This is a genomic window from Rhizobium leguminosarum (assembly GCF_001679785.1).
GTDB lineage: Bacteria > Pseudomonadota > Alphaproteobacteria > Rhizobiales > Rhizobiaceae > Rhizobium > Rhizobium leguminosarum_R.
On sequence record NZ_CP016286.1, the window covers coordinates 3178885 to 3197454 of the forward strand.

At 62.6% G+C, this 18570-nt stretch carries 16 protein-coding genes, 1 pseudogene and 1 riboswitch; of the genes and pseudogenes, 6 read left to right on the top strand and 11 right to left on the bottom strand.

The annotated features are described in order from the left end of the window. Positions 1–29: 29 nt before the first annotated feature. From BA011_RS15695 to BA011_RS15720, 6 genes are all read right to left on the bottom strand, one after another. Entirely contained in the window at positions 30–1199 is a 1170-nt protein-coding gene (locus BA011_RS15695; protein WP_065281138.1) for a M20 aminoacylase family protein, read from the bottom strand. Positions 1200–1305: 106 nt separating this feature from the next. Then, positions 1306–2811, bottom strand: a complete 1506-nt coding sequence (locus BA011_RS15700) for a tripartite tricarboxylate transporter permease (RefSeq protein WP_065281139.1) — start codon at positions 2809–2811, stop codon at positions 1306–1308. Positions 2812–2820: 9 nt separating this feature from the next. After that, positions 2821–3282 (bottom strand): tripartite tricarboxylate transporter TctB family protein, encoded by a 462-nt coding sequence (locus BA011_RS15705; protein ID WP_020051485.1) that lies wholly within the window; start codon positions 3280–3282, stop codon positions 2821–2823. Positions 3283–3495: 213 nt separating this feature from the next. Further along, entirely contained in the window at positions 3496–4479 is a 984-nt protein-coding gene (locus BA011_RS15710; RefSeq protein WP_065281140.1) for a tripartite tricarboxylate transporter substrate-binding protein, read from the bottom strand. Positions 4480–4709: 230 nt separating this feature from the next. Beyond that, positions 4710–6044 (bottom strand): sigma-54-dependent transcriptional regulator, encoded by a 1335-nt coding sequence (locus BA011_RS15715; protein ID WP_065281141.1) that lies wholly within the window; start codon positions 6042–6044, stop codon positions 4710–4712. After that, on the bottom strand, positions 6041–7840 hold the full coding sequence (locus BA011_RS15720) for a sensor histidine kinase (RefSeq protein WP_420493431.1): 1800 nt from the start codon (positions 7838–7840) through the stop codon (positions 6041–6043). The genes BA011_RS15715 and BA011_RS15720 overlap by 4 nt, the downstream gene beginning before the upstream one ends. Positions 7841–8027: 187 nt before the next feature. On the opposite strand from BA011_RS15720, the gene BA011_RS15725 reads away from it, so the two are divergent. Continuing rightward, entirely contained in the window at positions 8028–8690 is a 663-nt protein-coding gene (locus BA011_RS15725; protein ID WP_065281143.1) for a sulfite oxidase-like oxidoreductase, read from the top strand. Here the strand turns inward: BA011_RS15725 and BA011_RS15730 are convergent. From BA011_RS15730 to BA011_RS15740, 3 genes are read right to left on the bottom strand one after another with little or no spacing between them, the layout of a single operon-like run. Next, on the bottom strand, positions 8675–9304 hold the full coding sequence (locus BA011_RS15730; protein ID WP_065281144.1) for a hypothetical protein: 630 nt from the start codon (positions 9302–9304) through the stop codon (positions 8675–8677). The two genes, BA011_RS15725 and BA011_RS15730, sit on opposite strands and share 16 nt — an antisense overlap. 50 nt (positions 9305–9354) lie before the next feature. Then, positions 9355–10101: a CbtA family protein gene (locus tag BA011_RS15735; protein WP_065281145.1), complete on the bottom strand. Its 747-nt coding sequence runs from the start codon at positions 10099–10101 to the stop codon at positions 9355–9357. 13 nt (positions 10102–10114) lie between these two features. After that, entirely contained in the window at positions 10115–10324 is a 210-nt protein-coding gene (locus BA011_RS15740) for a CbtB domain-containing protein (protein ID WP_020051492.1), read from the bottom strand. A gap of 51 nt (positions 10325–10375) precedes the next feature. Then, positions 10376–10451: riboswitch (cobalamin riboswitch) on the bottom strand. Positions 10452–10557: 106 nt separating this feature from the next. Here BA011_RS15740 and BA011_RS15745 point away from each other — a divergent pair. Together BA011_RS15745 and BA011_RS15750 are read left to right on the top strand one after the other, a co-directional pair. Next, complete coding sequence (locus BA011_RS15745; protein WP_065281146.1) at positions 10558–11112, top strand: histidine phosphatase family protein; 555 nt, start codon at positions 10558–10560, stop codon at positions 11110–11112. A 455-nt stretch (positions 11113–11567) separates the two neighbouring features. Next, the gene (locus BA011_RS15750; protein WP_065281147.1) at positions 11568–13139 is read left to right on the top strand and encodes a putative bifunctional diguanylate cyclase/phosphodiesterase; all 1572 of its coding nucleotides are present in this window, start codon (positions 11568–11570) and stop codon (positions 13137–13139) included. Positions 13140–13209: 70 nt separating this feature from the next. On the opposite strand, the pseudogene BA011_RS15755 reads toward BA011_RS15750, so the two are convergent. Next, positions 13210–13512, bottom strand: a pseudogene (locus BA011_RS15755) (inorganic phosphate transporter); the annotation flags it as partial. Positions 13513–13608: 96 nt separating this feature from the next. On the opposite strand from BA011_RS15755, the gene BA011_RS15760 reads away from it, so the two are divergent. From BA011_RS15760 to BA011_RS15770, 3 genes are all read left to right on the top strand, one after another. After that, positions 13609–14787 carry an acetate/propionate family kinase gene (locus tag BA011_RS15760; protein ID WP_065281149.1) on the top strand — a complete coding sequence of 393 codons (1179 nt, stop codon included), beginning with the start codon at positions 13609–13611 and terminating at the stop codon, positions 14785–14787. A 71-nt stretch (positions 14788–14858) separates the two neighbouring features. Then, a complete protein-coding gene (locus BA011_RS15765; protein ID WP_065281150.1) occupies positions 14859–17243 on the top strand; it encodes a phosphoketolase in 2385 nt (794 codons plus the stop codon). A gap of 79 nt (positions 17244–17322) precedes the next feature. Beyond that, the gene (locus tag BA011_RS15770; protein WP_065281151.1) at positions 17323–17601 is read left to right on the top strand and encodes a hypothetical protein; all 279 of its coding nucleotides are present in this window, start codon (positions 17323–17325) and stop codon (positions 17599–17601) included. A gap of 33 nt (positions 17602–17634) precedes the next feature. On the opposite strand, the gene BA011_RS15775 is transcribed toward BA011_RS15770, so the two are convergent. Continuing rightward, the gene (locus tag BA011_RS15775) at positions 17635–18525 is read right to left on the bottom strand and encodes a helix-turn-helix domain-containing protein (RefSeq protein WP_065281152.1); all 891 of its coding nucleotides are present in this window, start codon (positions 18523–18525) and stop codon (positions 17635–17637) included. Positions 18526–18570 lie beyond the last annotated feature (45 nt).

An 18570-nucleotide genomic window follows, 5' to 3' on the forward strand; every position in this document is an offset into this window, starting at 1 on the left:
GACATTGACGACGTCGCTGCAGCAGATAATCAAACCTTCAATTCTCGCTCGACCAATGCCACCCAATAGGCCGCCCCATATCCCAGCGCTTCATCGTTGAAATCATAGGCCGTGTTGTGATGCAGCGCCCCATCCAGCGCCGGACCGTTGCCGAGCCAGACATAGCAGCCCGGCGCGTTCTGGGCGAAGAAGGCGAAATCGTCGCCTGCCGTCGACGGCGGAAAACTTGTCTGCACCTTCCCGCCGAAGACCGAGCCGGCGGCCGTGAGCGCCCGTGCGGTCGCATCCGCATCGTTGATGACAGGCGGAATCCGCCGCTCGAATACATAGTCCACAGCAATGCCGTACATGGCCGCAGTGCCATGCGCCAATCGTCCGATCTCGGTCTCCAACTGGTCGCGCACATCGGGCGAATAGGCCCGCGCAGTCCCACCGATCTCGACGATATCAGGAATGACGTTCAGCGCCTTCGAGTCGCCCGCCTGCAGGAAACAGGCGCTGACGACGGCCGGTTGCAGCGGATCGACCACCCGCCCGACGATCGTCTGCAGCGATGATAGGAAGGTTCCGGCCGCCGTGATCGGATCGCGGCCGAGATGCGGCTTGGCGCCGTGCGTGCCGGTCCCACGGAAGGTCATGCGCCAGCTATCGGAGGAGGCAAGCTGCGGTCCCTCGACCACGGCGATCTCATCGACCGCAAGCCCAGGCATGTTGTGCAGCCCGTAGACGGCATCGCAGGGAAAAAGCGTGAACAGCCCCTCCTCCACCATGCGCCTTGCTCCGCCTCGCCCTTCTTCGGCCGGCTGGAAGATGAAATGCACCGTGCCGGAAAAATTCCGCGTCGCCGCAAGATGCCGGGCAGCGCCGAGGAGCATCGTCGTATGACCGTCATGGCCGCAGGCATGCATCTTGCCAGGCGCCGTCGATTTATAAGGCCGCTCCGCCATCTCAGGCATGGCAAGCGCATCCATGTCGGCGCGCAGCCCGATCCTGCGCGTGCCGTTGCCGAGCTGCAGCGTGCCAACCACGCCGGTACCGCCGAGTCCGCGATGCACCGTGAGGCCAGCTTCTTCGAGAAGCCTCGCGACGATGCCGGCGGTACGCTCCTCCTCGAAACCGAGTTCGGGATGGGCGTGCAAGTCGCGGCGCAAGGAGGTGAGAAAAAGCAAATCTTCCTTGATCCGGGCGGGGATACTCATCGGGCAATGCTCATGGGCCTGGATATCCTGTCAAGCGAACGGGCGCCCAACCGGCGCCCGCGTCAGATCATCCGTTGTTCATCAAACGGCCCACAAGTTCAACCCTTCAGGCCTCCTCGACGAACACCTCCTCGCGCTTCTTCTTGACACTCGGCAGGAAGACGACAATCAGCACGGCGACCGCAATGGCCAGAAGAATGGCGCTGATTGGCCGCGTAACGAAGGTGGTCGGATCGCCGCGCGACAGGATCATGGCGCGCCGGAGGTTCTCCTCGAGCAATGGCCCGAGCACGAAGCCTAGCAGAAGCGGCGCCGGCTCACAGCGAAGCTTCGCCAGCACATAGCCGATGAGCCCGAAGAAGGCGACGGCGTAGAGATCGTAGACGTTGGCGTTGACGCTGTAGACCCCGATCGAGCAGAAGGCCATGATGATGGGGAAGAGCACGTAGTAAGGCACGGTCAAGAGCTTCACCCAGAGCCCGATCAGAGGCAGGTTAAGGATGACCAGCATCAGGTTGCCGATCCACATCGAGGCGATGATGCCCCAGAACAGCGCCGGCTGCTCGGTGGCGACGTTCGGACCGGGTACGATGCCTTGGATGATCATCGCCCCCACCATCAGCGCCATGACGGGATTGGCCGGAATGCCAAGCGTCAAGAGCGGAATGAACGAGGTTTGCGCGCCGGCATTGTTCGCCGATTCCGGTCCCGCAACGCCGGCGATCGCACCCTTGCCGAATTCCTCCGGCGTTTTCGACATCCGCTTTTCCACCGTATAGGAGGCGAAGGCCGCGAGAATGGCGCCACCACCCGGCAGGATGCCAAGCGCCGAACCGATTGCCGTACCGCGAATGACCGGCGCGATCATCTCCTTGAATTCCTGGCGGGACGGCAAAAGACCGGTGACCTTGGCCATCAGCACCGTGCGTGTCGACTCGCCCTCGAGATTGCGCAGGATTTCGGCCACGCCGAACACGCCCACGGCAAGCGCCACGAAGTTCAGCCCGTCCGCATATTCACGGATGCCGAGCGTGAAACGTGGCGTGCCGGTGTAGATGTCGGTGCCGACGAGGCCGAGCAGCAGCCCGAGCGCCACCATGGCCAGCGCCTTGACGACCGAGCCATGCGCGAGCGCGATCGAGGAGACGAGGCCGACGATCATCAGCGAGAAATATTCCGCCGAGCCGAATTGCAGCGCGATTGCAGTCAGCGGCGGTGCGAAGATCGCGACGAGGAAGGTCGAGACCGTGCCGGCAAAGAACGAACCGAGTGCCGCGATCGCAAGCGCTGCCCCCGCCCTGCCCTTGCGGGCCATCTGGTAGCCGTCGATCGCGGTCACGGCGGACGAGGATTCGCCCGGCATGTTGATCAGGATCGCCGTCGTCGAGCCGCCGTACTGCGCGCCGTAATAGATGCCGGCGAGCATGATCAGCGAGGAGACTGGTTCGAGCTGGAAGGTGATCGGCAGGAGCATGGCGATCGTCGCCGTGGCGCCGATCCCGGGCAGCACGCCAATTAGCGTGCCGAGCAGCACGCCGATCAGGCAGAAGAACAGGTTTTCCGGAGTGCCGGCTGTTGCAAAGCCGAGCGCGAGATTGCTGAAAAGATCCATCATCGTCTCCTAGAACCGGACCCAGGGGCCGAAGCGCTCGAACGGCAGGCCGAGCCCGTAGCTGAAGACCCCAACCGAAAAGATCGTCAGCAGCAGCGACAGCACGATCGCGAAGAACACGTTCATCTTTTGCGATGCGAAGCAGGCGATGAAGGCGGTGAGGAACAGTGACGGTGCAAATCCGAGACCGCGCACCGTCAGCCCGAAGAATACCGGCGCCGGCAGGATGAAGAGCATGCCGCGCCAGGCAAACGGGTCGATCGGCTCGCCCTCGACCCGCAGCGCCTGAATGAAGATGATCGCGCCGAGAAGCACGAGCACGGCGGCAAGCACCAGCGGGAAATAACCAGGGCCCATGCGCACCGTCGTGCCGAGGTCGAGCCCCAGCGACTGGATGGCGAAGAAAGCGCCGGTCGCGACGAAAAGCGCGCCGCAAATCGCATTGGTGGTATCGAAACTGATGGATTTCATGGTGTCTCCTGGGGAGATGGTTCGTGACGCACTGCTGCTGCGATTGCCCTCATCCGCCTGCCGGCACCTTCTCCTCGCATACGGGGAGAAGGGAAAATGCTGCAAGCCATTCGCCCCTTGCCGCCGCTTTAGTGACGCAAGTCCCCTCTCCCCGTTCACGGGGAGAGGGTTAGGGTGAGGGGCTCTCTCGGCATGCCTGGACGAGGATAACCCTCAGTCGGCATATTCACCAGCGGCCTCGATCACCGTTTTCCAGCGGGCAATCTCGCTTTCGAGTTTGGCCTTCAACGCAGCCGGCGTCGCATCGGCGTCGGAGGATGGCACCGTGCCGAGCTCGGCGAAGCGGGCGCCGACATTCGGATCCTTCAGCGCCACCTGCAGCGACTTCGACAGACGTTCGTTGATCTCGGCCGGCGTGCCCTTCGGCGTGTAGATGCCGTGCCAGATGCCGACTTCAAAACCCGGCAGGCCGGCTTCGACTGCCGTCGGAATGTCCTTCATCACGTCGAGGCGCTTGGGCGAGGTCACGGCATAGGCCTTGATCGTGCCGCCCTGGATCTGCTTCGTCGTGTTGGTCGTCTGGTCGCACATGACGTCGACCTGACCGCCGAGCAAATCGGTCATGGCAGGGCCGGTGCCCTTGTAGGGAACGGTCGTGAGCGGCGTCTGGATGGCGCTCATGAACATCATGCCGCAGAGATGCGATGCCGCACCGATGCCCGCATTAGCGACCGTCACCTTGTCCTTGTTGGCCTTGATATAATCGATCAGCCCCTTGAGGTCGGCCGGCTCCATGTCCTTGCGGGCGACAATCGTCATCGGCACCTCGGTGACGAGGCCGACATAGTCGAAGGCGCCAAGCGTGTCATAGGCGAGCTTGCGATAGAGCGTGGCGCTGGTCGCCATGCCGATATGGTGCAGCAGGATGGTGTAACCGTCGGGATCGGCATTCGCCACACGGCCAGCGCCGAGCGTGCCGCCCGCCCCGCCGACATTTTCGACGACGATCTGCTGGCCGAGATCCTTCGACATGGATTCGGCGACAAGGCGCGCGACGGTATCGGTGGGGCCGCCGGCCGCAAAGGGAACGACCATGGTGATGGTGCGCTCGGGATAGGTCTGCGCCGAAGCGGCGCCGGCGAGAAGAGAGACCGCGGCAGCCGCGGTCAGGCCGAGCATGGCCTTCAGAATTTTCATCGTTTCCTCCCTGATGAAATAAGCGAACCCGCCGACACATCCTCCGCGCCGGTTCGGATAACCTATTTGCCGCCTGGAAAAATCGACCCGCAATCATTGCAGTCGCTTTCGAAAGACAATTTTACGACAGTGCGATGCAGCATGGGTCGATTTGGAAACAAACGGCTCTGGCGATGGGTGGAAATCCACCCATCGCACCGCGAAAATTGCAGCGCCGCCCCAGCACCCGGCTAGCTTTCGGTGGTCAGCATCCGCTTGTCGAGACCATATTTCTGCATCTTTTCGTAGAGGGTCTTCCGGGAAATGCCGAGCGACTCATAGACCGGCCTGAGGCTGCCGCCGTGCGCCACCAGTGCACTGGCGATGACCCCGCGTTCGAATTCGGCGACGCGCTCCGCAAGCCCGGTCGCCTCCTCGGCTTGCCGCCCGCCATTGTCGAGACCGAGGACCAGACGGTCGGCGGCATTCCTCAGCTCACGCACATTGCCGGGCCAGTCGCGCTGAGCAATGTCGGAAATAACGTCTGGCGGCACGGTCATCTCGTCGCGGCCGTAGCGGGCCGCCGCCTCCCGCACCAGCTGCAGGAAAAGCAATGGAACATCCGCCCGCCGCTGCGACAGCGACGGCACGTGCAGCGTCGCGACGTTCAGCCGATAGAAGAGGTCGGCGCGGAAGCGCCCCGCCGCCACCTCTGCCTCCAGATCGACCTTGCTTGTCGCAATGAAGCGCACGTCGAGCGCCACCACCTCGTTCGAACCGAGCCTGGAGATCACCCGCTCCTGCAGCACCCGCAGGAACTTCGCCTGCAGGTCGAAGGGCATGGAGCCGATCTCATCGAGCAGGATCGTGCCGCCGCGCCCGTGTTCGAATTTTCCATAGCGCGGCCTTACCGCGCCCGGAAAGGCACCCGCCTCATGGCCGAAAAGCTCGCTCTCGATCAGGTTTGCGGGCAGTGCGGCGCAATTGATCGCGATGAACGGCCGGCTCGCCCGGGCGCTGATGTCGTGGAGTGCCCGCGCCACCACCTCCTTGCCGGCCCCGGTCTCGCCGACGATCAGCGTATCGGCATCGCTCGCCCCGATCGCCCGGATGCGGTAGCGCAGATCCACCATCACCTGCGTGCGCCCCGGCAGCCGCGCCTCGATATCGTCGCGCTTGCCGGCAACCGCCTTCAGCAGCCGGTTTTCGAGCACGAGGCCGCGCCGCTCCATCGCCCGGCGGATGACGCCGGCAAGCATCTCCGGCGTGAACGGCTTCTCGATGAAATCATAGGCGCCTTCGCGCATCGCCTTCACCGCAAGCTGAACGTCGCCGTGGCCGGTGACGAGAATGACCGGCACCTCCGGGTCGAGCTCGCGGATCTTCTGCATCAGCGTCATGCCGTCGATGCCGGGCATGCGAATATCGCTGACGACGACGCCGGGGAAGCTGTAGCCGATCAGCTCCAGCACGTGGTCGCCGTTCGAATAGGTCTCGACACTGAAGCCGGAGAGCTCCAGCGCCTGCGCCGTCGAGCGGCGCAGTTCCTCCTCGTCGTCAACCAGCAAGATCTTCGCGTCGTTCATTCCGCTGCCTCCGGCATCAGTCCTGCCGCCGATTGCAGCTCGATGCGGAACACCGCGCCCCCTTCGGGATGATTGGCAGCAGTAAGGCTGCCGCCGAAATCCTTGATGATGTTGTAGGAGATCGAAAGCCCGAGGCCGAGCCCCTTGCCGACGCCCTTCGTCGTGAAGAAGGGATCGAAGATGCGCTCGGCGATCGCCGCCGGCACGCCCGGTCCATGGTCTCGCACCGTCAGCACCACCTTGCCGGCCTCCTCGAAGGCAGAAACCTCGATGCGTCGATCATCCAGCCCCTCCACCGCATCGGCCGCATTCGAGATCACATTCACCAGCACCTGCTGCAGGCGCACCGAACCGGCGCGTACCGCCGGCGGACGAGGCCCGAGAGCGAGAAGCAGTTCGGCATCCGCCGCCTTCAGCCGCCAGGCGATGATCTCGAGCGTATCGCGCATCGCCTCGTCGAGGGAAACGGGACCGAGCTTCTCGTTCGGCTTGCGCGCGAAGTTGCGCAGGTGTCGGCTGATCGCAGCCATACGGTCGATCAGCCCGCCGATACGCCGGATATTGTCCCGCGCCTCATCCGTCCGCCCACGGTCGATGAGAACGGAGGCGCTGTCCGTATAGGTCTTGGCGGCGGCGAGCGGCTGGTTGAACTCGTGCGAAAGGGCAGCCGACATCTGCCCCAGCCCGGCAAGCTTGCCCGCCTGGATCAGATCGGCCTGAGTCTGTCGGAGCTGTTGCTCGGTCAGCCGCCGTTCGGCGATTTCTTCTTCGATACGGCTGTTGACGCGGGCAAGATCGGCTGTGCGCTCCTCGACGCGCCGCTCCAGCTCGTTGCGGGCTTCGGCTTGCATCTGCATGCGCTCGGCAAGCCGCGCCCGCCTCTGGCGCAGAACCGCGACCGCGAGCCCGGCGATGCAGAGGAAGAGAAAGACTGCCGCAAGCGCTGTGCGTGCCTGGGCACGGATGGAACTCGTCTCCATCAGCACGTTCACCGTCCAGTCCTCGGCAGGCATATAATGCGAGAGCACCAGAAATTCGCTCGAACCGCGCTCGCCGGCCAGCGTCATCAGCTCATGCTGCTCGAAGTGGTGACGCGTCACCGGCAGCGCCGCCAGCCTGGCATTGGCATAACGCCGCGATGCTTCGGTGCGGGCGACACGGTCGGCCGTCAGCGGCAGGATTGCACCATAGAGCCATTCCGGGCTGCCGGACATGAAGATGATACCCTCCGGATCGGAGACGAAAATCTTGTATTCGCCGCCGCCCCAGGAGGATTCGATCATGTCGATATCGACCTTAAAGACGATGACGCCGCCAATATCCGCGCCGGTTCGGATCGGTGCGGCAAAATAATAGCCGCGCTTCAGCGAGGTGGTCCCGAGCGCGTAAAACCGTGCCTGCCGGCCTTCGATTGCATCCTGGAAATAGGGCCTGTAGCTGAAATTCTGTCCGACGAAGCTTGCAGGCCCATCGTAATTGCTGGCCGCGATCGTCTCTCCGTCTGGCTTGACCACATAGATATCGGAGGATTTCAGCAGCCCGTTGATCTCCTTGAGATAGAGATTGGCGGCATCGCGCAGCGCCGCATCGTCAGGCGCGCTCACCAGTTCCTTGATGTCGTCATGATCGGCGATCAGCGCCGGCAGCGCCTCGTAGCGGTTGAGATGGCCGCTGAGTGCCGAAACGGCAAGGCGCAGCGCCGTCCCCGCCTGCGCCGAGGCTTCCTCCATATAGGCGCGCGTCGCAATCGCGCTCCCATAGGTGAAGAAGGCGAAGATGATCAGCGGCACCACCAGCAACGCCGCTATCGCACGATATTTCGAAGACAGAACCGGCTCCTCCCCTTTTCTGCCTCCACTCCCCAGCGAGGCATACCCGAGGGAGCGAGTTTAGAGGGGTGATTAGGGATTTCCAAGGGGCCGCCGAAACTTGACACCCGGCAGGGGCGGATGTCCTATTGCTGCACCGCAAGGAGGCCCGCCCATGAGCGACGACCAGACGCCCGCCGACAGCAAACTCACCACATCCAAGCGCCGCTGGGCGGCAGAGGGCAAGTTCCTGACCGGCCGTATCAGCCGTCCCGAAGCCGAGCGCCTGCCGCCCGGCCAGCACCTTGTCAAGAACTGGCCGGTACTCGACCTCGGCCAGCAGCCTGTCATCTCGACCGAGACCTGGCGGCTCGAGGTGCGCGGCCTCGTCGAAACGACGCGCACCCTCACCTGGGCCGACTTCCAGGCGATCGAACAGAGCACGGGGGTGAGCGATATCCACTGCGTCACCACCTGGTCGCGCTACGACAACAAATGGAAGGGTGTTTCGACGCGCGATCTGCTTGACCTCGCAATGCCGAAGCCGGAAGCAGCTTACGTCATGCTGACGAGCTATGACGGCTATACCACGAACCTGCCGCTTTCCGATTTCGCCGCCGAGGATGCGATCCTCGCCACCGCCTGGGAAGGCCTGCCGCTGACACCGGAGCACGGTGGACCGATGCGCCTCGTCGTGCCGCATCTCTATTTCTGGAAAAGCGCCAAATGGCTGCGCCGCATCGAGCTGATGCCTGCCGACCAGGCCGGCTTCTGGGAAAAGAACGGCTACCACATGTATGGCGATCCGTGGCGCGAGCAGCGCTATTCCGACGACTGAGCTTTCGGTCGCGAGAAACGGCGAAGCGCAAACACGCCAAGGCCGAACAAAGAGGCAAGCCCCGTCAGCGATGCCATGCTGGCGGCATGGAATGGGATCCCGCTCCAGCGCGGCTTGACGATATCGGCCGTGTTGAAGGCTTCGCCGCTGAACCGGCAGTTGATCAGCGCAAGACCGCGCCGCAACATGTCGGCGTCGACCGCGGAAATGATTTCACCCGCCGCAGCAGCCTCCCGCGGCATCTCGCGCATCGAAAGCAAGACCGCCTTGGTCGCGGCGAGATAGGCATGGGCGCATTCGTTGAACGGGCTTTCCTCATCCGTCACGCTGCCCGGCATCCGCCCCCACAGACAGTAGGAATACTGGATCTCGGCATAGTTCAGCACGCGCCGGAACGGCTCGTTCGTATCGACGGCGCGTGACGCCAGATCGATAATCCGGCCGCGATAGTCAGACATGACAGCCATCTCGCCGTGTGAAATCTCTGGGATATCCAGCCCGGCATGGCTGCCGGCGTCGCTGCGGCTATGGGCAAAAGCACCTCCGGCAACGACAAAAAAGGCGGCGGCAGAAAACGCCGTCAGCAGCAGTGGTCTGGCTTTGTCGTTTTTCATAATCGCCCGAAAAGTTCAGGGCGCCGGCAAAGCGGCGCCCTTCGATGCGTTCAATGGAATACTGCTGCCGGCCGACCGCGTTGCCCGCCCTTAACGGCAAGCCGCTTTTCCGCCAGCGCCCCGAAGGCGAGGCCGAGCGTTGCCCAGAGGATCGCATGCATGCCGAGCGAGGTCGTGCGGAAGCCCCAGAGCACCATCGCCGAGAATTTCTCCGGCACCTCGTTAATCGGCGGCAGCAGGTAGAGCACGACGCCGATGAAGACGAGATAGGCGATGCCGGCGATGGTCGCGCCGTTCCAGGGACCGAAGCGCTCGGAAAGACGACGCGACAGCGCCACCGCGGCAATGAGTGCGGCAAGCGACACGACGATCATCAGGAAGAACAACTCGGTCCTGGCGCCGATCGTATCGGGATTGCCGACCGCCGGCGGGTTGGCCGGATACTTGATCCCGGGAACAAGCACGACCGCCACGAAGGCGGCAATGGCGATGACGGCCGAGGTGCCGCGCGGCGAAAGGCTGCTGAAGCGGCCTTGCACGAAAGCGAAAGCGAGCGCGAAGAGCCCGCCGACGGCGACGCTGTAGGCCATGACGCCGGTGAAAAGGCCGAGACCGGCCTGCGTGGCGCGGCTGACGATTTCGGGTTCGGCAGCTTCGCCGGCCGCCTGGGCGCTCGCCTCCTCGAGGGCGATCGCCGCATCCACCAGCGGCTCGCCGAAGGTGTGGGCGAAAGCGAAAACGAGAATGCCAGCAATCAGGCCCGCGAGCATGCCGCGAAGCAGAAGATTTCCAACCATGTCAGGAACTCCCTTAGTGGCAGGGAAAGCCGAGGAGATGGCGGCCGTCATGCACGAATTCATGCACATACATACCGTTGAACAGCGCTATTGCGCCTTCTTCTGTGCCGACGAAATAGAGGACGATGAGCATCAGCAGGCCGCCGAAGATCGCCCAGGGCAGGATCTCGCCTACAGGGATCGGCGCCGGTACAGCAACGGGCGCGAAAGTGGTGTCAGACATGTATTCCTCCGGGAATGACGCGTTCAGTCGAAAGAGTGCTTGTGCAGTAGGGTCTGACTTCCAGCGCGAAGAGCTTTCGACACGCTGGTCACAGTGGCGCGACCGCGCCGGACTTACACCGGCTTCCAAACCCGCAACAGCACGGTTATATCTGCACGCCGAAGAGACTGTCAACGAAACTTCACAAGCCGGCGAAGGACGCTGTCGCCGCATTCCGGGAGACAAGAACGACCGTGAACACGCGCCTCACCTGGATCTGCCATGGCGCGACGGCAGCAAGCCGCAAGGCCCTGTTCCCGCTCGACGAACCGCTGGAGGGCAAGGCCGTGGAGGAAGCCGGCAGGATGATCGCCCCGCCCCGCGCCGACCGTATTGCCACGAGCCCCGCCTTGCGCGCCCGTCAGACTGCTGACGCGCTCCGCCTCGAAGCCCAAATAGATCAGGCGCTTTGCGACTGCGACCATGGCCGCTGGGCCGGCAGGTCGATCGCGGCGATCGGGACAGAAGAGCCGGAGAACCTCATGGGCTGGATGAGCGATCCGGAAGCGGCCCCGCATGGCGGCGAGAACCTTCTTGATCTGCGCACGCGCATCGCCGGCTGGATGGATGGCCAGACCGTCCTCGGCGGCCACGTCATTGCAATCAGCCATGCCGCCGTCATCCGGGCATCGATCGTGCATGTGCTGCAGGCGCCGCTCTCCTCCTTCTGGCTGAGCGACGTCGAGCCGCTTTCCGTCATCCGCATGACCAGCAACGCACAGCGCTGGTCTCTGCGCTTCCAGCATTAGAGACTGCTGATCTTATCCAGCTTTGCACAAGCAAATCGCGTCATCTCTGTTGAACCCGGCTTTGCGGGGACTACTTCCTTGTCCCAAGGAGATGGAAGAATGACATATGATTGGAGTGGCGAGCGCACGCGACGCCTGCGTTTCATGCGTGTCGCCACAGTCACGGTTCTGGTCGGTCTCATCGTCAGCGTTCCGCTGCTGATCGTCACCGCCTGAAGCACGAGAAAGGGCGAGCGATGCACTAGCGCGCTCGCCTTCGTTCTTTTCCCGCATCAGCCGGTCTCCTGACCACGAAGGGATCGCGCTGACAACGACGCCCTGGTTCATCACAAGCCCCGTCGGGACTCTCTGCGGCACAGCGACAGGCTGCCGCATCCCATAATTCGCCTTCTGGTTTCAACAAACATTTCAGACTTTCGTGATATTTCCGCGAAGGTGGAGATGGAGAAGGCATAATGCCGGTGTTTTTCCAAAGCAGGCCCGGGCGGCAGTGCGTGTCGATCGTGGTGTCTGGCGTGACCCTCTGGCTTCTCGGCACGCTGCTGCAGCTCGACGACAGCCTGGTCGCCTTCATGACCGGTTTCGGCGAGTACGGCGCCGACAAGCTCGTTCTGGCGCTCGGCATCGCCGGCGCCATGAGCTTCATCTATTCGGTGCTGCGCATCGCCGACCTGCGCAAGGAAATGGAACTGCGCGCCGCCGCCCAGGCAAAAGCCGATTGGACCGCGACCCACGACCATCTGACCAAGCTGCCGAACCGCTACGCCTTCGAGCGCAAGATCCTGTCACGGCCGATCAAGGACGACGAGGCCGAGATCGAGGAGTGGGACCGCAACGTCACTATCTTCTGCGTCGACCTCGACGGCTTCAAGAAGGTCAACGATCTCGTCGGGCATAAGGGCGGCGACATCTTGTTGATCGAGGTTGCCAGACGCATCTGCGCGCTCGGCAATGCCGACTGCGTCTATCGCTTCGGCGGCGACGAATTCATCATCGTCGCCTTCGCCCTGACGGCGCAGCGCGAGGAGCGTTTTGCCAAGCTGCTGATCCAGGCCGTCACCCGGCCGATCCATATCGATGGCTTTGCCGTCGAAGTCGGCGCCAGCGTCGGCTATGACCGCTGGGCCGAAGGAGCCGAGCCGCTGGAAGATGCCGCCCACCGTGCCGACCTCGCCATGTACGAGGCGAAATCACGCGGGCCTAACCATTATTTGGCCTTCGAACCTTCGATGCAGGACAAGGTAACGGAGCGCGCCGCGCTGGAAACCAGGCTGCGCGCCGCAATCTCCAACAAGGCGATCAAGCCCTTCTATCAGCCGCTGATCGACCTGAAGACCGGCCAGCTCTGCGGCTTCGAGGCCTTAGCACGCTGGATCGGCGACGACGGCGCCAACATTCCGCCGCCGGTCTTCATCGATATTGCCGAGGAAACCGGCATGATCACCGCATTGTTCGAGGATCTTCTTGCCCAGGCCTGCTCTGACGCCCTCGCTTGGCCGGAGCATGTGATGTTGTCCTTCAACGTCTCGCCGGTGCAGATGGAAGACAGATTGCTGACGTCGCGTATTCTCAAGGTCCTTTCGGCCAGCCGGCTGCCGCCGCAGCGCCTGGAAGTGGAGATCACCGAAAATGCGCTGATCCAGGATCCCGCCGTCGCCGCCGCCATTCTCGACGAACTGCACGCGGCCAGCATCCAGATCGCACTCGACGATTTCGGCACGGGTTATTCGAGCCTCGCTCAGCTCGCCCGCTATCGTTTCGACAAGATCAAGATCGACAAAAGCTTCATCGCCACCTATCGCGACGACGAGCGCCAGGAAAAGATCGTCCGCGCCATGCTCGGCCTCGGCAGGAGCCTCAACATCAAGACGACGGCCGAAGGCATCGAGGAGCACGGCCAGCTCGCCTTCCTGCTGCAGCTCGGCTGCGATATCGGCCAGGGTTATCTCTTCGGCAAGGCGATGCCCGCCGCCGAGGCGGGCATCTTCATCAGCGATCGCAATGCCAAATTGGCCTCGACGGGCTGACGGAACGCTCTACCTTTTGTTTTGACGCAATTCCCGGCAAAACCGCTTCGCGCTTTGCCGGGAATTTGCTTTAAAAAACCTGGCGCATGATCACGAACAGCACGAAGGCGATAGCGATCGAGGCCGGCAGCGTCAGCACCCAGGCCATCAGCATGTTGCGCACGGTCGACCATTGCAGGCCGGAACCGTTGGCCGCCATGGTGCCGGCAACGCCTGGTGACAGCACATGCGTGGTCGAGACCGGCAGGCCGAGATGGTCGGCCGAAGCGATGGTGACCATCGCCACGACTTCAGCCGCCGCGCCCTGACCATAGGTCAGATGCGTCTTGCCGATCTTTTCGCCGACGGTAACGACGATGCGCTTCCAGCCCAGCGACAAAACCCACGGGTGGGTGAATAAATACCTTTCCGTCAGAAGCCGCGGCACTAAGTTCGGCTATCGTCACGCCCGCACGGAGTCTTGGAAAACATGTCATCGAGCGACCTCCTGCTGACCTTCAACGCCGGCTCCTCCACGATCAAGATAGGCATCTTCGCGATAGATGGCGCCGAGGCGCAGCGCATCGGCAAGGGCGTCATCGATTTCCGCGCCGAACCTCTCTCGCTCGGTCTGACAAAAGGGCAGCAGGTAGTCGAGATGCCGTTGAAGGCCGAGGTGACGGAAGACCTGCACGGCGTCATCGATGAGACTTTTGCGCGTCTCGCCGATCACTTCGACATGACCGCCACGCGTGCTGCCGGCCACCGTGTCGTCCATGGCGGCGACCGCTTCACCAGGGCGATCGGCCTCGACGCCGCCGCAATCGATGCCGTCGATGCGCTGACCCCGCTTGCGCCCCTGCACCAGCCGCAGGCGCTGCGTTTCATCCGCGCCCTCCGGCATCTGAAACCGCATCTTGCCCAGACGGCCTCCTTCGACACGGCTTTTCACGCCACGCAGGACGATCTCGTTCGCCGCTTCGCCATTCCCCGCGCGCTGCATGACGAGGGCATCAAGCGCTACGGTTTCCACGGCCTCTCCTATAAATTCATCGCCGGAGAACTTCGCCGCAAGGCGCCGCGCGTCGGAAAGGTGGTGGTCGCCCATCTCGGCAGCGGCGCCAGCCTCTGTGCGCTGAATGACGGCGTCAGCCGCGATTGCAGCATGGGCTTTTCGACGCTCGACGGCATCCCGATGGCGACGCGCCCGGGCTGGCTCGATCCCGGCGTCATCCTGCATCTGGCCGGTCAGAGGAAGCAGTCCTTTGAGGAGATCGAAGACCTGCTCTATCACCGCTCCGGCCTGCTCGGCGTCTCCGGCATCAGCGCCGATACGCGCGACCTGTTGAAGGACGGACGGTCGGAGGCGCGCCAGGCGATCGACCTCTTCACCCTGCGCATTGCCGGCGAAATCGGCCGCATGGCGGCGACGCTGAACGGCCTTGACGCCATCGTCTTCACCGCCGGCATCGGCGAACATCAGCCGGAGATCCGCGCCGGCGTGGCAAAGCGGCTGTCCTGGCTTGGCCTTGCGATGGACGAAAAGGCCAATGCCGCCAATGATTTCACGATCAGCACCAGGGAAAGCCGCATCGTCGCCCATGTCATCGCCACCGATGAGGAGCAGATCATCGCCGAGGAGGCGCTGACCGTTCTTGGCAGTGGCTGATCCAGATCAACAGCTTGCCGGCATCAGCCGGTAGAATTGACGTTGAAGACGTTTTCGAACGGGAGAAACCCATGGAAAAGCATGTCTCGACCGCCGCCCTGACCGATCCCGAACTCACACTCATCGACCGCTACTGGCGAGCCGCCAACTATCTCTCGGTCGGCCAGATCTATCTGCTTGCCAATCCTCTGCTGCGTGAGCCGTTGAAGGCCGAGCATATCAAGCCCCGCCTGCTCGGTCATTGGGGCACGACGCCCGGCCTCAACTTCATCTATGCGCATCTGAACCGCCTGATCCGCGCCCGCGATCTCGACATCATCTATATGTGCGGCCCCGGCCATGGCGGGCCGGGCATGGTCGCCAACACCTATCTCGAAGGCATCTACAGCGAGATCTATCCCGATATCTCCGAGGATGCCGAAGGCATGCGCAAACTCTTTCGGCAATTCTCCTTCCCCGGCGGCATTCCGAGCCATGCGGCACCCGAAACGCCAGGCTCGATCCATGAGGGCGGCGAACTCGGCTACGCCCTCGTCCATGCCTATGGCGCTGCCTTCGACAATCCCGACCTGATCGTCGCCTGCGTCGTCGGCGATGGCGAGGCCGAAACCGGGCCGCTAGCCGCGAGTTGGCATTCCAACAAATTCCTCAATCCCGCCCGCGATGGCGCCGTGCTGCCGATCCTGCATCTGAACGGCTACAAAATCGCCAATCCGACCATTCTCGGCCGTACCAGTGATGATGACCTCAGGCGTCTCTTCGAAGGCTATGGCTACGAGCCGTTCTTCGTCGAGGGCCATGAGCCGCGCGACATGCATCAGCAGATGGCAGCAACCCTGGACCAGATCTTCGACCGCATCCGCGACATCCAGACGCAAGCCCGGGACGGCAAGGCCGCGGACGGCTGCCCGCGCTGGCCAATGATCCTGCTGCGCAGCCCGAAGGGCTGGACAGGCCCGAAGGAGGTCGACGGCAAGAAAGTCGAAGGCTTCTGGCGCGCCCATCAGGTGCCGGTCTCCAATTGCCGCGAGAATGAAGGTCATCGCAAGATCCTCGAGGACTGGATGCGCGGTTATGACCCGGAAGACCTGTTTAACCCCGACGGCCGGCTGAAACCCGAGCTGCGCGCGCTCGCCCCTGTCGGCGAACGCCGCATGGGCGCCAATCCGCATGCCAATGGCGGCTTGCTGCGCCGGGAGCTAGATGTTCCCGATATCCGCGATTATGCGGTCGATATCGGCAAGCGCGGCAGCACCATGGTGCAGTCGACCGAGATCCTCGGCCATTACCTGCGCGACACGATGAAGCGCAACGCGGAGGCCGCCAACTTCCGTATCTTCGGCCCCGACGAGACCGAATCGAACCGTCTCGGCAGCGTCTTCGAAGTCACCGACCGTGTCTGGATGGAGCATATCGAACCCTACGACGTCCACTTGTCCCGAGATGGACGTGTCATGGAGGTGCTGAGCGAACATCTCTGCCAGGGTTGGCTGGAAGGCTATTTGCTGACTGGCCGCCACGGCCTGTTCTCCTGCTACGAGGCCTTCATCCACATCATCGATTCCATGTTCAACCAGCACGCCAAATGGCTGAAGGTGACGCGGGAACTCGAGTGGAGAAAGCCGATCTCGTCGCTGAATTACCTGCTGACCTCGCATGTCTGGCGTCAGGACCACAACGGCTTCAGCCATCAGGATCCCGGCTTCGTCGACCTCGTCGCCAACAAGAAGGCCGATATCGTCCGCATCTACCTGCCGCCGGATGCCAACACCCTGCTTTGGGTCGGCGACCATTGCCTGCGCACCTATGACCGCATCAATGTGATCGTCGCGGGCAAGCAGCCGGAGCCGCAATGGCTATCGATGGACGAGGCGGTGAAACATTGCGAGGCCGGCATCGGCATCTGGCACTGGGCGAGCAACGAGGAAGATACCATTCTGCCCGATCTCGTCATGGCCTGCGCCGGCGACGTGCCGACCATGGAGACGCTTGCTGCGGTCGATCTTCTGCGCAAGGCCATTCCCGAGCTGAAGATCCGCACCGTCAACGTCGTCGATCTCCTGGCACTGCAATCCACGGATCAGCATCCGCACGGCCTGACCGACGAGGCCTTCGACGCGATCTTCACCGCCGACAAGCCTGTCATTTTCGCCTATCACGGCTATCCCTATCTCATTCACCGCCTGACCTATAAACGCACCAACCACCGCAACATCCACGTCCGCGGCTTCATCGAGGAAGGCACGACGACGACGCCCTTCGACATGACCGTCCTCAACGAACTCGACCGTTTCCATCTCGCCATCGAAGCGATCGAGCGTGTACCCTGCCTGAAGGAGAAAGCAGGCGAAGCGCTCGCCGCCTTCCGCGGCAAGCTTGCGGAGCATCACGACTATGTCCGTGAATATGGCGAGGACATGCCGGAGGTGCGAAACTGGACATGGCCGATGGCGTGAAGCGAAAACCAAACGGAATCGCACGGAACTGGTCGGCGGAGATCATCCGGCAGAAACAATCGTCAAGCAAAGTCTAAAGTTGGTGAAAACCATCGGCGCACTGTTCCTGGAAGACCGCATCGTAGGCTATGTGTCTCGGGCAAGCTTCAAGGCCGTCGACCGAGGAAACGACATGAAAAGTTTCGCTGCCACGCTTACCGCCGCCCGGCTGGAAAAGGCGCTCGCCTTCTACATGACGCCCGAAGCCCAGCGCGATGGCTCAGAGGATGTCGTCAAGTCAGCTGAGCAACGAGGCGCATACGAGACCCGCGCCGGCGAACGCGCCCGCAACACGGAAGAGGGCGTCGAAGCCTGGTAGGGCAGTTGCGCGCCCACAACCCTTGCGGGTGGCCTATACACCTTCAAGCCGAACCTTCTCCTTCATGCGCCAGACCCGCGGCGTTTCTCCGGTGTATTTAACGAAGAATCGCGAGAAATAGGCGGGGTCGGCAAAGCCGAGCCGAAATCCGATCTCCTGAACACTGCCCAGCGTAAAAACCAGCTGGCGTTTCGCCTCTTCGACGAGTTTGCCGGCGATCAGTTCGTGGGGAGTGTTGCCGGTCATCGACCGGACGATACGGGTGAGATGAGTCGGCGAAACCCCAAGCTCTCTGGCGTAGAAGGACGCGGGCTTGTGTGATCGGAAATGTTGCTGAATGAGCTCGCTCAGCATTTCCATTCGCCGCTCGTTCTCGTTGGGCGGAAGCTCGCCCGTATTCCCTTCATGAGAAATCCTCGCCGTCAGCCGCAGTGCCAGGGCGACATAGGCGGCCAACGCCTCGTTGCGGCCGCTGCGGCGGTTTTCGAATTCGTCGCCCAGCCGCTTCAACGTCTGCATGACATAGGCTGCCTCGGCATTATCGGGATCGAGCGGCGTCAGATGCGGCGTAGCAAACCATTCGCCGAGGTGGCTTCGGTCGCCGGGCGGATGGCTGAGATGGGATCTCAACAGGGTGATCACCAAGCCGTCGATATCGCGTGAAAAACGAAAGCCGTGATTGAGCCCAGGCGGCACAGTGATGATTGCCGGCGGACGGATGGCATGGCTGTTTTCGCCGAAGATCGCATCGCCCGAACCGCCTTCGATGTACAATATCTGAAAGAAACTCTCGTGACGGTGCGGGCGAATCTCCCATTGATGCAAGCTGCTGCGGGAGCGAATTGTTTCGCAATGCAACCAAAAATCGGGCTTTCGCCCGGTATTCTCACCGTAGAGTTCGTAGGTAGGGATATGTCTGCTCATAGGGCTGCTCCCGCACCAATGTTCGATTAGTGCAATTTTTCGGCC

What these genes read in the sequence shown, in the direction of transcription:
- BA011_RS15705 (WP_020051485.1), bottom strand. Translation starts at nt 3,282, where the DNA reads ATGAAATCCATCAGTTTCGATACCACCAATGCGATTTGCGGCGCGCTT.
- BA011_RS15765 (WP_065281150.1), top strand. Translation starts at nt 14,859, where the DNA reads ATGGAAAAGCATGTCTCGACCGCCGCCCTGACCGATCCCGAACTCACA.
- BA011_RS15700 (WP_065281139.1), bottom strand. Translation starts at nt 2,811, where the DNA reads ATGGATCTTTTCAGCAATCTCGCGCTCGGCTTTGCAACAGCCGGCACT.
- BA011_RS15760 (WP_065281149.1), top strand. Translation starts at nt 13,609, where the DNA reads ATGTCATCGAGCGACCTCCTGCTGACCTTCAACGCCGGCTCCTCCACG.
- BA011_RS15715 (WP_065281141.1), bottom strand. Translation starts at nt 6,044, where the DNA reads ATGAACGACGCGAAGATCTTGCTGGTTGACGACGAGGAGGAACTGCGC.
- BA011_RS15750 (WP_065281147.1), top strand. Translation starts at nt 11,568, where the DNA reads ATGCCGGTGTTTTTCCAAAGCAGGCCCGGGCGGCAGTGCGTGTCGATC.
- BA011_RS15740 (WP_020051492.1), bottom strand. Translation starts at nt 10,324, where the DNA reads ATGTCTGACACCACTTTCGCGCCCGTTGCTGTACCGGCGCCGATCCCT.
- BA011_RS15725 (WP_065281143.1), top strand. Translation starts at nt 8,028, where the DNA reads ATGAGCGACGACCAGACGCCCGCCGACAGCAAACTCACCACATCCAAG.
- BA011_RS15695 (WP_065281138.1), bottom strand. Translation starts at nt 1,199, where the DNA reads ATGAGTATCCCCGCCCGGATCAAGGAAGATTTGCTTTTTCTCACCTCC.
- BA011_RS15710 (WP_065281140.1), bottom strand. Translation starts at nt 4,479, where the DNA reads ATGAAAATTCTGAAGGCCATGCTCGGCCTGACCGCGGCTGCCGCGGTC.
- BA011_RS15735 (WP_065281145.1), bottom strand. Translation starts at nt 10,101, where the DNA reads ATGGTTGGAAATCTTCTGCTTCGCGGCATGCTCGCGGGCCTGATTGCT.
- BA011_RS15730 (WP_065281144.1), bottom strand. Translation starts at nt 9,304, where the DNA reads ATGAAAAACGACAAAGCCAGACCACTGCTGCTGACGGCGTTTTCTGCC.
- BA011_RS15775 (WP_065281152.1), bottom strand. Translation starts at nt 18,525, where the DNA reads ATGAGCAGACATATCCCTACCTACGAACTCTACGGTGAGAATACCGGG.